Here is a 13,713-nt window from a genome sequence, read left to right as displayed (position 1 = left end):
TGATCAACTCTGGAGTTAATCCTTGGTCATCTGCTGTAACGCCTTATGAATCCAGATCGCGGCAATGGAACCCTCACCCATCGCAACGGTTGCTTGTTCTGCGTGCACTCCCAGATCCCCGGCGATCCACACATTCGTCGCTGCCTGCAAGCTGCGCGGATCAGCTTCTACATGTTTATTATCTGCGATCACAGCTCCAAGCTGCTCTGCCAATTCATAGTGTACCTGGTTGCCTCCAAATGCGATAAATCCACGCTCCGACTCGAAAATCTGTCCATCTTCGGTCAGAACACCGGTGATATGACCATCCTCAATCTGTTGTACTTCCTGAACAGCCGCTTCCAGATAACGAACTCCCGCCTCTTTCATGCTGCGATGAAGCTCTGCAGATATGGGGGCCTGCTCATGATTGATATATAAAAGATCATTCGTACGCTGAATTAAAATCATCGCCATATTGGCACCTGCTTCGCCAGATCCCAAGAGTACCGTACGTTGATCCTGAATCTCATAACCATCGCAATCAGGGCAGACATAAACTGTTCGGCCCAGTGTTGGGGTTAATCCCGGAATATCCGGCACTCTATCTGAAAGCCCTGTTGCCAATAACACGGTTTTGCTCCTGTATTCAGTTCCTGAAGTACCGAACAATTGAATCTTCTCTCCATGACGGCCCGCTTTAACAATACGGTCTTTCTCAAAAGATACACCCGTCCGCTCTGCCTGCATCCTGCCCCGGGCTCTGAGCTCTTCACCGGATACCCCATCGGGGAAACCGAGGATATTATGATAAGTCCGGCATAACGTTGATCTGCCTTCTCCCGCGTCGATGACCAACACCTGATGAGCTGAATAACGTCCAAGCTGAATGGCTGCCTGAAGCCCTGCGAGCCCTCCACCTACGATTATGCAATCAACCTCTCGCATGCTCCTTCTCCTCCTGAACTATATATATTGAACTAACAAGTATTTACACCGCACACTCCGATGACAGAACAACCTTCCGATCGCTGTTATCCCCAGATTTTTTTTATATCTTTTACAAAGGTTAAATCCGGTGATAAAGGCGAACGCTTCGCTTCTTCAGGTTCGTTCTGTCCTCTCCGTTTTGTGTAAATGTTTAGTTCAATATATCTATATTTTGTCCTTATATACATTAAACCGTTTAGCCAAGCTTAAACGATTCCTCATATTGCTTATCTTATACCAAAACAAACAGACCCAAACCATCCGGTAGTATCCCGGTTCGTTTGAGTCTATCCTATTCATATTAGTTAGAAGTTATATGATTCAAATCGCGAAGCATTCGAAATGGCGTTCCATACATCTGCTGTTTCGCCGCCCATATACCAGTAAGCCAGTCCGGCAATCTGCCGTTGCTCACTCATCAACACTTTGGCCGATAAAGAACGACTATCCTCTGCCCATATATATCTTGGGATACCGTTACTGTTGTAACCAATAATATATTGAACCAGACTTGCATCCCATCGTCTTACAGACCCCGTAGCATGGGCACGAGTTCCCTGGTCTGCCAGTGTAATGTCCCAAGAACTGGTTGCTGGATTCACTGAAGACCAGTCTCGTGTATATAGCGGAAGGGCCAAAATGGTTTTGGCACGTACCACCTCTGAGAGCATGGTATCCAAAGCCTTTTCCACCCATGGAAGAGACGCCACTGATCCTGCTTTCGGATCACCGTTCCAGTGTTCCTCGTATCCCATCAGCACCATATAATCCGACACAGCGCCCAGTTTGGCATAATCAAATGCATCCGTCCAATCTGTACCCAGGTCTGGTGATACATCCACAGACACAACTGCACCCAGTGCGTGTAACGTAGCCGTCAAGGAGGTGACAAATGCCGTCAACCCTTCACGATCCGCAGGATCAACATTCTCGAAGTCCACATTAATGCCGTCCAGTTTATAGGTTTTGACATAAGCAGCTACCTGTGAGATCACTGCCGCTCGGTTGGCTGAGCTGGATAACATTTGATGTGTAAGTGCCGAATCGGAACGATTCCCAAGCAACGGCCATAACTGCCTGTCTGTGGCGGATGCCCAGGAGATCAATGCAGGGTCCGCGTGATCCGTTACTTTCATACTGCTGTTCAGGAAAAACCAGCGCGGGACGAGCGTATTCACTTCAGACTGTTCCACTTGCTTCTTGAATTCAGCGGTAGTGGAGTTATATTGCCACCCCAACTGAACGCCGAGTTCATCGCCACGTTGTAACTGCTCAGACCATGTTTTCTTTTGTAAAATGGCATCAAGCATGACGGCTGCTTCTTCTCGCGTTACCTGGTCATGCGGTCGGAACATGCCTCCGCTTCCCTTCATCAATCCAAGTTGATATACCGTCTGCACATATGGACGTGCCCATTCCGAGATCTCCGCTGAGTCGAAATACGTTGAAGATAAGAGTGACGTCTCTACGGGTTGCTGTTTCAACATTCGAACAAGAAGAGCTGCCGCTTCTTCACGGGTAATGGAAGCATTAGGCTGGAACGTTCCCTGACCTTTACCCTCCAGAATAAAAAGATTTGTCATGGCGGCAACGTTGCCGTAATACCAGGCATTCATGCTTATATCCTGGTAGGGATTAATATTATTTTTTACGGGCTTCAAACCTAACAATCTAACCGCAAACGTCGCAAACTCTGCACGAGTAACGGCTTTCTTTGGCTCAAACGTAGTCTTTGACGTACCGGCAGCAATACCTTTGGCCACCAGATGTGTAATGGCATCCTTCGCATAACTCGTACGCGTATCCTGAAACTGTTGCTGCACGGTTGCAGCCTGAACGGCAGAACTGTATCCAGCCACCGACCCAAATGTTAATAACCCGCATAAAGCTATCTTCCACACACGTTGGTTCGTTATGTCTATTAATCTATTATTCACATCAAAAAGCCTCGCTTCATTGGATTACGATCAACTATTATCGTATCAAATTGAAGCGAGGCCGTATGTGGTTAAATGTTGGGAAATGCGAAGCTTACTTAAATCAATTTCATAACTCATTAAAATGAATTTATGTAACTAGATATAGACAAATTGAAACGTTTTGATCCATATCTAGCCTTGATTGAAGCAGCTAAAGGTATTATGAAATTGATTTATTTGTGTACTTTTACGCGCTCTTCAATTGGTTGGAATTCTTTCTCACCCGGTGTTGCCGTTGGTTTACCAAATGGCATCTGAGCAACCAATCTCCAGTTCTCAGGAATGTTCCATTCTTGCTTCACTTTTTCGTCAATCAACGGATTGTAGTGCTGCAAAGATGCACCCAGACCTTCTTGTTCCAGAGCAGTCCAGATGACCAGTTGCAACATACCATTGGATTGGTTAGACCAGATCGGGAAGTTATCTGCATAAGCTGCAAAATTTTGTTGAAGCTGTGCGATCACATTGTTATCTTCAAAGAAGAGAACCGTACCATATCCGCTGCGGAATCCAGTCATTTTCTCTGCTGTGGATTTGAAGGCTTCTTCATTACCTACCACTTCACGCAAAATTTCTTCAGTGTGATTCCACAATTTATCATGTTGTTCACCAAGCAATACAACAGCACGGGATGTTTGAGAGTTAAAAGCAGTTGGTGTATATTTCACCGCTTCTTCTACGATTTCCTGGATTTTAGCATCCGAAATTGTAGATTCCTTGCTAATTCCGTAATAAGATCTTCTGTTTTTCAACGCATCAAAAAAAGTAGTCATTCTTATTCGCCTCCCAAATTTTTTATTCATTTGCCAACATAGTAACTATAATATAGTAACATACATTAGTCAACAAACTATTTTATTTTCACTAAATATACTTTCGACAATAAACGACACTTTTTTGCTCAAATCAGTATTTCAAATCAGCCATCGGGATTAACCTTCACTCGCTCGCCTTTTTGCGATAATCCGCCCGATATTTCTCTTCGGTAGACGAGTTGCTTTTCGTCTGATCCTTATTCTTCTCTTCCTGAGCCTCCATATTCAGATCTTCCATCGGAATTGGATCTACAGTCTGTTCTTCTTCATATTGGTCAAGCAGACTTTCATGCTCTGTCTTATATTGTTCGGGATTGTCACGGGATTGATCCTGACGGGTATCGCTGTTATTCTGATCCGGTGTGCGCTGTTTCATTCATAATCGCCTCCTCTGGGTTCATTACCTTTCTTTACCTTTTATGCACGCCCTCTAAACACAACGAAAGACATTGCTCGAACGAAAATCAACAAAAAAAGCCAACCAGACAAGCTGGTCAGCTCACAGAGGACTATGATTGGCGATGCAATTGGGTACGATACAGATCCGGCGAACATCCCACACTTTGTTTGAACATCCGACTAAAATGGGAAAGGCGTTTGAAGCCGGACAAGCGGCTTGCTTCTGTCACGGTGATCTCCGGTTGGAACTGAAACAAAAGCTTTGCCTGATTAATGCGACGGTCATACAGGTATTTGAATATCGTCAAACCTGTCATTTCCTTAAACATGCCTGCCAGATATGGCTTGGATAGATGTAATTCCAGTGCCAAATCATCCAGACCAATATCCTTCATATAATGGGTATCCACATAACGAATAATATGCTGGATATGCCGCTCCTTCTCCGATGAAGGAAGTTGTTCTTCGACATCGCCCTGGCAGATCTCTGCTACAAAATACAAGAGATCACACAATCTCACATTCATGCGCTCCTGTCTGAAAGTGCTCTCACTTTGAGACAGCCGATGAAGGTCTTGCAATAAAGCTTCGAACTCGGAGCGACTATCTCCCGTCAGGTTGACCCGACAATTTCGGAGTTCTTCGAATGGCCTGAGCACCTCAACCAAACGGTCCGGATGCAGACTGCTGCGAATGGCAGATGGATCAAAATGCAATGTGCTTCGCTCATAAGTACTGCCGGGCTTCGGATGTGGTCGATGAAGAGTCAAGCCATGCATTAACACCAGATCACCTGGCTCCAGGTTGTATACCCGGTCTCCTATAATATACGTACATTCTCCCTCATGAAAATAATAAATCTCATAATGTGGATGTGAATGAAATCCATCTGACTTGCCCGGATCAAACGTACTGGTGGAACGGTAACTATACTCCAGTGAAGCACTAAATTGCATCATGCTCGGCACATTCATGCACCTCCTGTTCGGAAGAGGGAACGATTCGTGTCATGCCCCTGTAGGATATATGAAAGTGAAATTATAGAAGCTGCTTAATACTCTCCTGAATTTCGTCGATGGAGTCGATCGGTTCGAAACGTCTGACTACATGACCCTCTGCATCAATCAGGAATTTTGTAAAATTCCATTTAATTGCATCGCCGTGTAACCATTCTGGTGCTTTATCAGCCACCATCAATTTCAATAATTTGGCCTGTATATCCGTTTCATCAAAGCCGGCAAAAGGTCCAGATCTTTTCAAAAAGTCATAGAGCGGGTGCGCCGCTTCTCCATTCACATCCAGTTTGGAGAACATCGGAAATTTCACACCATAGTTAATTTGACAGAAGGATTCCGCTTCCGAACTGCTTCCAGGCTCCTGCTCGGCAAACTGGTTGCACGGGAAACCAATGATCTGAAGTCCTTGATCCTTGTACTCATCGTACAGCTTCTGCATGTCATCAAACTGATGTGTATATTTACATTTGCTTGCCGTGTTTACGATGAGCACAGGTTTTCCTTCATATTGATAGAGCGGGAATCGCTCTCCACTGGTTCGGGTTACGGTAAAGTCGTAGATGGTTGGCATAAGTCTAGTGCACCTCGCGATAGTTATGTAGTCATACAGCATCATATGATTTTATATTATATACGAAGTTAGCCCTATTGTATTGCGGAAAGATTGCCGAGATTATGATTGCAAAGCTACATATATATCAATCTCATTGCTGACACTTTCCGGTTGATAACGCTCATCCCAAATTTCAAAGTCATAAAACTTCGGTTCATGTCCCGTCTCATCAAACCACTGTCCGTATATATAATCATATGTATCACCAATCTCTGACTCGATCCCTCGATGGGTGCACGTCACATACTGGCTGTCAGGGACGTCATGACTTATCATCTCGGATGGAACGTTCTCCAAACTGGTTACTGCATATCCTATCAGATGTGTGAACTTATCGACCTTCGCGTTAAAATCCTCATTCATCGGATACATCTGCATCAACATGACATTGTCATTTTTTCGATGTTGAATTTCCTTCTTTCTCTCAACTAGCTTATGGTAGTGGCTTTTGCCCAGCCCGGATTCGAATTCTTCTACAGTCGCTTCGATTAAATATCCTACAACGTGAAAAGCAGGCAAAGTAACAACTTTCATCTCCAAGAAAATCGCCTCCAATGGATAAACTCAGATCATGGATTAATTCTGCTTTTCAACAGAAAACCCTTCTGCCGCCAAAATTTCCTCGTTCAGCAAAAGGGTAATATTATGGGAGGCAGTGATCACAGCTTCAGCCTTTCACAGCACTTCCGGCCACGCCCTGGATGATATAATGCTGACCCACCAGAAAGACGATGATCATTGGAATAATGCCAGCTGTGGCAGCGGCCATCATGCCGTTGTAGTCGACATTGTTCTCCAGAATAAAGTTCTGCAGTCCAAGCGGCACGGTGTACAGGTCTTTGTCGATCAGGAACACAAGCGCATTCTCATAATCATTCCAGTGCCATGAGAAATCAATGATCGCCAGGGTAGCCAGCGCCGGCTTCGCCAAGGGCAGAACAAGCCTGAAGAATATGCGCAGGTGACCGGCACCGTCGATGAACGCCGCTTCCGAAATCTCTGAAGGCACCGACAGGAAGAACTGTCGCAGCATAAACACCCCAAAGATCGTGAACATTCCGGGCAATATCAAAGCCCAATGTGTATTATATATGCCGACCCATTCAAACATCAGAAACTTGGGCACAAAGAGCACCTGCGGCGGCACCATCATCATCGACAGATAAATCAGGAACAGTGTCTCCCGACCTTTGAATTGAATCCTCGCAAAGCCATAGGCTGCAAACGCCGAAAGAAATACAGCTCCAATCGTGCTAATTAGCGATATTTTCAACGAGTTCAGATAATACGTCGCAAAGGTATTCGCCCCACTCCACACCTTGATATGATGCTCCCAGTTCAGGCTGGAGGGTATCCACTGGATCGGATAGGTGAAGACGTCCGCAGGAGATTTGAACGACGTGCTGATCATCCAGATAAACGGCATAATCATCAGCAAAGCAAATCCGGACATCAGTAAAGTCAGTATGATCTTCCGAATCTGGGTCATAGACTCCCTGCGGACTTTAACTTGAGGTGATTGCGGAACTATAGGCTTCACGTTCGCAGCATTTAATTTCTCCATTACGATCCCCCCCTCCTTAATAGTGAACCCAACGTTTCTGACCAAGCCACTGCAATACAGTGAAGATCATGATGATGGCAAAGAGCGCCCAGCTAATGGCAGCAGCGTATCCCATCTCGTAATACCGGAAGGCGTTCTGGTAGATAAAAAGTGACAGTACGGTTGTACTGTTCCCCGGCCCACCCTGAGTTATGGCCTGAATAATACCAAAATTTTTGATGGTCATAATCAGCCCTGTAATCAGCAGCAAAAAGGTAGTCGGGCTTACAAGCGGCCAGATTACTTGGCGTATCGTCTGCCAGGGGCGGGCTCCATCAATTCGTGCAGCCTCAACCAATTCCTCCGGGATTTCCTGCAAAGCTGCCAGATAAATAATCATGTTGTAACCCAGCATGAACCAGATCCAGATGATATCAATTGCGTACATGGACCATTCGGTTGTTGATAACCATCCCGGTGGACTCGTAATACCGATTCCCCGCAAAAAACCGTTGATCGGCCCCGACGTTGGCTGGAACAGCAGCATCCAAACAAAGGCGATGGCAACACCGCTGGTAATATAGGGCATGAAATAGAGGGCACGCAGCGTTTTTTGCCAGTACACCGACTTGTTCAGCGCCACCGCCACAATAAACGCCAATCCCATCGATATGGGAACCGCCAACAAAAATACAAATGTATTTCGAAGAGCCACCCCAAACAGATCATCATTCATCATTCGGCGGATATTGTCCAACCCCACAAAATTCGTTTCCTGGCTCATGAATTTGTAATCCGTGAACATGAGATAGAACGAATAGACAGCCGGTATAATAAAAAACAACAGCACGCCAATCATATTGGGTCCAATAAACAGATACCCGAGCCTGCTCTGCCGTTTCATCCAGGATTTATGCATATGCTCCCCCACTCCTTAACATCTGTTCTGGAATTAAGCATAACAAGATGTCCTCTAACATTTAAGGAACATAACCCCGTTCCTGATATCACAGATATATGTATTTTGGCAGTGACTTTCGGAAGGATAATAACATGGAATTGTTCTATTACTTATATAGAAAAAAAACCGCCCCGATAGGGACGGTCTTACGACTCAACACTTTTGCATTCTATTGATTCTGCTTCAGCCAGTCATTATGACGTTTGACCATGTTCTGTACCGTAACTTCGGCAGTCTGGTTCCCAAGGAAGAACTTTTCATACTCCTGTGCACGCAGATCGACCACTTCTTGCGCAATACTGCGGACAAACGTAGGTGTCTTATCACCGTACAACACAAATTCCAGTGACTCTTTGTCATAAGAATCGGCATAATCGCCAAGCAGATGATCAATAGCCGTCTGTTGATCGACCGCATTCGAGGAAGGCAAACGTCCACCAGCAGCCATCGGCATCATTCCCCCATCGGCGTACCATTTCAGGAACTCCCATGCAGCTTCTTTATTTTTCGACTTGGAATTGATGGCAATAAAGTCACCCAGTCCCCCACTCTTCACCATATCTGCTTCCTGTGCAGCCAGTCTCGGTACAGGGGCAAAGGCGATTTTCCAATCCCGAGGGAACTCGGTCATGTTGTTCGAAGTGCGGATCAGCCATTCGCCGATATTAATCATGGCAGACTCACCGGCAAGGAACATGTTCTCCACCGGCATTTTGGAAGTGAGCTGCTCACCAAGTGGTGGGGTGGTTGCATCCTCCTTCATCATTCCGTTCAACGTCTCCAACCATTTGGTAACGAGGGGATCGTCGAGGTTGGAAGTTCCGTCTGCCTTAACATAACCGTTCTTCACCAGAACGGAATCGAGCGGGTCCACATAGGAAGCGGTATGCTGCACCAATCCATACTTGAAGCCAGCATCTTTCAACTTGAGTGCATACTCACGGGCTTCATCCCAAGTCCAGGCTGTTGGTACGCTCAGCCCCGCCTGATCAAGCGCTTTCATGTTTAAGGCGAAGAAGGCAGCGTTTTTCTTGGTCGGCATCCCGTAATATTTTCCGTCCACTTTCCAGGAAGCCGCATCTTCACCCATTTTCTCATCAATGTTGTAGTCGGTGAACTCACCCAGATCCAGTGCGGTCCCGCCTTTAATGCGTTTATCCAGATTGGTGAGGGTATAGTTGACATACAGGTCAACGTTCTGACCGGTGGACAGCGCTGTATCCAGCTTCAGGTTGCCATCATCATCATTCACAAACCGCACATACTCCACCTGAATATCCGGATGCTCCGCATTCCAGGTATCCACGACTTCCTGCGGACCATTCTCGGGCGGCACCGCGCCCCACATGGTGAGCTTCACTTTTCCCGCTGCCGCTCCACCTCCGTTATCTCCACCGTTCGTCTCATTTTTACCAACACAGCCGGCAAGCAAGCCCAGCATCAGCGCACCTACGATTAACCCTGTTAATCCTTTTCTGATTCTCATCTGGTCACATGACCTCCCTGAATTGAAGTGTACCTTCCGTTACATCGTAGCAGGGACCTTGCTGGGTTCATAAGATACATATCCATGATCCGAATTGAACAAAAATACGGATTTACCCTTCCTTGTCTAAACACTCGGGTACACATATTCCTTCTACTCATCCTGTCAGTCACGAGCGGTGGCGGTACTGGCTGGGCGTGCAACCGGTCCAACGTTTGAATATTTTGATAAAATAATTATCGCTTCCGAACCCTACCCGGTAACCAATCTCCTGTACGGGAAGATCCGTCTCGCGCAAGTATTCAGCTGCTTTCTCCATCCGTACCCCATGCAGGTAATGAATCAGGGTATGACCGGTTTTCTTTTTGAACAAAGCACTCACATAATTCTCGCCCATCATCACATACCGTGACATGGATTTGACGGTAATGTCCTGATCGTAATGCTGTCCGATATACTCAATTATTTTGCTAATTTCCGGATGTTTCACAACCGGCTCACGAACAGGTGTGAACGGAAGGTCCGTCTCAGACGGCGGTGAGGAAGAGACGGTAAGGGAATTAGACGAAGCAGGCGATAACGTGAGAACCGGTGTGGACGATGCCACTTCATGATGCGCTGTCTCTGTGCGGGCTTCAGCCGATGCTCCCAGTTCCGCACTTACTTTGCGGAGTGTATCACGCAGTGAATTCACACTCATCGACAGCTTTAGAATATAATTCGAAGCTCCGTATTCCATCGCTTGACGTACATATTCGAACTCCCCCATGCAGGTGAGCATGACAAATTTGGTTTTCAACCCGGCCTGACGAGTCTGCCTGAGTAATTCCAGACCGTCCATGCCTGGCATGACAATATCGGTCAGCACGAGATCGGGTGTATCCTGTAAGATCATCGCCAGCGCTTCGGTCCCGTTACCGCATTCTCCGATGACCGTGAAGCCCAGCTCCTCCCAGGAAATAATCTCTCGCACCGACTCGCGTACAAACACCTCATCTTCTACAAGCAATACCTTCCACATGCCAGATTCCCCTCTCCAGTCCGCTAGTCTGATCGCTTCTGTACGTAAGGCGTTGACAATAAAAAAGGAATGCTGAACCTCACTAATGTCCCTGGCTCGGTATCGATCACTTCAAGTTTACTTTGGCCTTTGAACAATAACAGCAATCGTTCCCTGAGGTTGGACAGACCAATTCCCGGACGCGTGCGAGTCGTCTGCTGACGCCGGGATTCCACCACTCCAACTCCGTTGTCTGCTACCTCCAGCATCAACATGCCTGTGTCTTGCCTATAAATTCCGATGTGGATCTGACCAAGCTGTTCCAGTGGCCCCACACCGTGGTGAATGGCATTTTCCACCAGTGGCTGCAAACTCAGCTTGGGCACCAACGCATATTCCAGTGTATCGTCAAATTCACAAGTGACCTCAAAACTATCGCGGTATCGAATCCGCTGGATATGAAGGTAGGCCTGAACCAACTCGATCTCATCCTTCAGGTATACCAATTCGACCTGTGAGTTCAGGCTGACCTCCAGAAGTTTGCCCAAGGAAACACACATCTCGGAGATCTCCTCATTCCCGCTGCGGATCGCACTCCATTTCATTGTATTCAATGTATTCAGGAGAAAGTGCGGATTCATCTGGGCCAGGAGCATATGAAAATGTACCGCTTCCTTCTGGCGTTCCTCCGCCTTGAGTCGGTTAATCATCTGATTGGCATCATCCAGCATCGTATTAAACGTACGTGTCAGTTCCAGTACTTCCCCACGGCTGCGGCCTTCGGGAATACGAATCTTGAGGTTTTTGCGTACAACTTCCTTCATCTTATTCTGTAAGTGCGACAAAGGGCGCGTAAACGTTGCCGAAATCATAAAAGCCATCACTACAAATGCGCCTGTGAAACCAAAAAAGGTCAGAAAGTAACGCTGTTTAAGCTCGGATATCTCTGTAAACAGAATGGAAAGCGGAATGCGATTCACCATATACCAATCCAGTGACTCGATGTACACGTAGTTAATTAACGTATCCGAGGCTGGATCGGTCAGATAAGCCTGTGCCGGATGAAGAGCTATTTCACGCGTAACGTCCGGGGAAAGCGACGCTGTTTTGGATGAACTGGCTATGGTCTCTCCACTACCTGTAATAAGGTAATACTCCTGGTTGCTCTGTGAATCCTTCAGCATGGTTTGGAACCAGTAGGAATAATCGATGCTAATTCGTGCCAATCCATATCGCTTGCCGCCGCTATCCTTCATGTAGGCATACAGCGACAACAGATACGGGCTGGAGGATAACTCCCTGAGCACAGGATTGGTATCCCGTGCATCCCAGCGATAGAAGAGTTCTTCCGGTTGAATCGGTTGTGACTTCGCACCGCCTTGTGGAATGGTTATCTCCCCCAGCCGATCACGGAATTGTTCCAGATAGGGGCCATAAGTCAGTGCTTCTTTCGGCAAATACGAAGTGTAAACGCTATCATAAAAATCCAGCAAGGTAAAGTACACCGAAGGATTATATAGAAAAAAGCTGTTGTTGATCATTTTGAACTTTTCTTCCACCAGTGACTTGTTCTCAAGGGGCGTACGACTGTCCGGGGAGGTTAACACACTTCTTACCGCGGAATCCTGTTCCAGAAAAATGAGCGTTTTGAAGGCAATGCTCATCTGGTCCTCCAGTGATCGGTACATCTGGACAAGCTGCTCATGACTCTGCTCACTGATTTTCTGCTCCACCAACGATTCAATCTGCTGATAATTGTAGACATTTAATGCACTGAACGGCAAGAGAATCAGCACTACAAACGCACCGAACAGGCGGTACCTGAGCCGCTGTGGCAACCAACTCTTCCAATGTGGCTTCTTCATTCCTTTGGCTCGCTCCCCTGCAATTAATGACCCCATTATAGCACCACCCTGCCATTTACAGCCGCAGTTGATTGATTTGCATGGATTTGTGATATTCGTTGCCTGCATCCCTGTGAGATGCACAGATCTGTTCTATTGGTGTTCGAAAAAAATTGATGGATTGATAGTTCGATTGAATGAATGGATGAATGAATGGTGGTTGCTTGGTTGGATGGGACTTTTACCTTACACTTGATGTCGTCTCCGATATTCCGAGGGGCTGATTCCTATGGTGGACGAAAATACACGGCTCAGATAAAAACCGTTCTCATATCCACATCTCTCGGCAATCTGTGTAAGGGTCAGGCGGCTATCTGCCAGCAAGGCTTTTGCTTTTTTGAGACGAATCGCTTTCAAATAATCAGATGGTGTCTCTTGAAAGGCCTCCCGAAACCTTCGGGTAAGCTGGACCGGACTCAACGCCAGATGTTCCGCCAACGTTCGAAGACTTACTGCCTCTCCGGCCCACTCCTCCAACAACACTGCCGCTTCAGCCATGAGGGCATCCTCCGTGAACTTCGTTTCCATTAGTCTGCTCTGTCTGCGCTCCCATTGGTACAGTCGCCACAAATCTATCATCAGATGGGTTTTCCATCCTCTTGTAGCCTCATCGTTGTCCTCGCTCGCCAGACGCAGATAGGCATAGGTAGAAGCCAGACGCTTCGTATCATTAATGAGGGATCTTCCGATTGGCGGCAGGAGGTTCTCAGCATCTGCGGAGTTACAACGGAACAGCATATAGTGAAATGTCAGCGGGGTTGCCGTCTCTCTGCGAAAAGGAACGTGGGGTGGGCACAACACCAGATCAGCAAAACCCGCCTCTCCGGTCTGTCCATCAATCTCGTAACGAAATACGCCCTCCTCCACGGCAAAGACCACCCAAGCATCGTAGATATCTTCTGCCAGAGCAAATTCAGCTTTCTTCTTCCAGTAGATGTGATTAAGAAGCTCCATGACACACCTGCCTTTGTTATGAAATAAAGTATATGCTCGATGATAATATAGTGTATTTGAAAAGTAAATATATA

General features: G+C 46.6%; 13 protein-coding genes. All 13 read right to left on the bottom strand.

Annotation, left to right across the window (positions count from 1 at the left end):
* Positions 1–15: 15 nt before the first annotated feature.
* Entirely contained in the window at positions 16–927 is a 912-nt protein-coding gene (locus tag ACE3K2_RS08290) for an NAD(P)/FAD-dependent oxidoreductase (protein WP_421888822.1), read from the bottom strand.
* A gap of 347 nt (positions 928–1,274) precedes the next feature.
* Positions 1,275–2,906, bottom strand: a complete 1,632-nt coding sequence (locus ACE3K2_RS08285; protein WP_421888821.1) for an S-layer homology domain-containing protein — start codon at positions 2,904–2,906, stop codon at positions 1,275–1,277.
* A gap of 215 nt (positions 2,907–3,121) precedes the next feature.
* Entirely contained in the window at positions 3,122–3,721 is a 600-nt protein-coding gene (locus ACE3K2_RS08280) for a nitroreductase family protein (protein WP_421888820.1), read from the bottom strand.
* Between the two features lie 166 nt (positions 3,722–3,887).
* Positions 3,888–4,139, bottom strand: a complete 252-nt coding sequence (locus ACE3K2_RS08275) for a hypothetical protein (protein ID WP_421888819.1) — start codon at positions 4,137–4,139, stop codon at positions 3,888–3,890.
* Between the two features lie 133 nt (positions 4,140–4,272).
* Positions 4,273–5,136 carry an AraC family transcriptional regulator gene (locus ACE3K2_RS08270; RefSeq protein ID WP_421888818.1) on the bottom strand — a complete coding sequence of 288 codons (864 nt, stop codon included), beginning with the start codon at positions 5,134–5,136 and terminating at the stop codon, positions 4,273–4,275.
* Between the two features lie 64 nt (positions 5,137–5,200).
* On the bottom strand, positions 5,201–5,749 hold the full coding sequence (locus tag ACE3K2_RS08265) for a glutathione peroxidase (protein ID WP_421888817.1): 549 nt from the start codon (positions 5,747–5,749) through the stop codon (positions 5,201–5,203).
* Between the two features lie 102 nt (positions 5,750–5,851).
* Positions 5,852–6,325 carry a GyrI-like domain-containing protein gene (locus ACE3K2_RS08260; RefSeq protein ID WP_421891085.1) on the bottom strand — a complete coding sequence of 158 codons (474 nt, stop codon included), beginning with the start codon at positions 6,323–6,325 and terminating at the stop codon, positions 5,852–5,854.
* Between the two features lie 133 nt (positions 6,326–6,458).
* Complete coding sequence (locus tag ACE3K2_RS08255; protein WP_421891082.1) at positions 6,459–7,280, bottom strand: carbohydrate ABC transporter permease; 822 nt, start codon at positions 7,278–7,280, stop codon at positions 6,459–6,461.
* Between the two features lie 91 nt (positions 7,281–7,371).
* Positions 7,372–8,253: a carbohydrate ABC transporter permease gene (locus ACE3K2_RS08250; protein WP_421888816.1), complete on the bottom strand. Its 882-nt coding sequence runs from the start codon at positions 8,251–8,253 to the stop codon at positions 7,372–7,374.
* Positions 8,254–8,464: 211 nt separating this feature from the next.
* Positions 8,465–9,781, bottom strand: a complete 1,317-nt coding sequence (locus tag ACE3K2_RS08245) for an ABC transporter substrate-binding protein (RefSeq protein ID WP_421888815.1) — start codon at positions 9,779–9,781, stop codon at positions 8,465–8,467.
* A 169-nt stretch (positions 9,782–9,950) separates the two neighbouring features.
* Positions 9,951–10,802: a response regulator transcription factor gene (locus ACE3K2_RS08240; protein WP_421888814.1), complete on the bottom strand. Its 852-nt coding sequence runs from the start codon at positions 10,800–10,802 to the stop codon at positions 9,951–9,953.
* Positions 10,803–10,825: 23 nt separating this feature from the next.
* Positions 10,826–12,682 carry a cache domain-containing sensor histidine kinase gene (locus ACE3K2_RS08235; RefSeq protein ID WP_421888813.1) on the bottom strand — a complete coding sequence of 619 codons (1,857 nt, stop codon included), beginning with the start codon at positions 12,680–12,682 and terminating at the stop codon, positions 10,826–10,828.
* A gap of 189 nt (positions 12,683–12,871) precedes the next feature.
* The gene (locus ACE3K2_RS08230) at positions 12,872–13,639 is read right to left on the bottom strand and encodes a helix-turn-helix domain-containing protein (RefSeq protein WP_421888812.1); all 768 of its coding nucleotides are present in this window, start codon (positions 13,637–13,639) and stop codon (positions 12,872–12,874) included.
* Positions 13,640–13,713 lie beyond the last annotated feature (74 nt).

The organism is Paenibacillus sp. (genome assembly GCF_048976745.1).
In the GTDB taxonomy this organism is placed as follows: domain Bacteria; phylum Bacillota; class Bacilli; order Paenibacillales; family Paenibacillaceae; genus Paenibacillus.
Note: the sequence above shows the minus strand (reverse complement) of the source record. Positions and strands in the feature narration are given on the sequence as shown.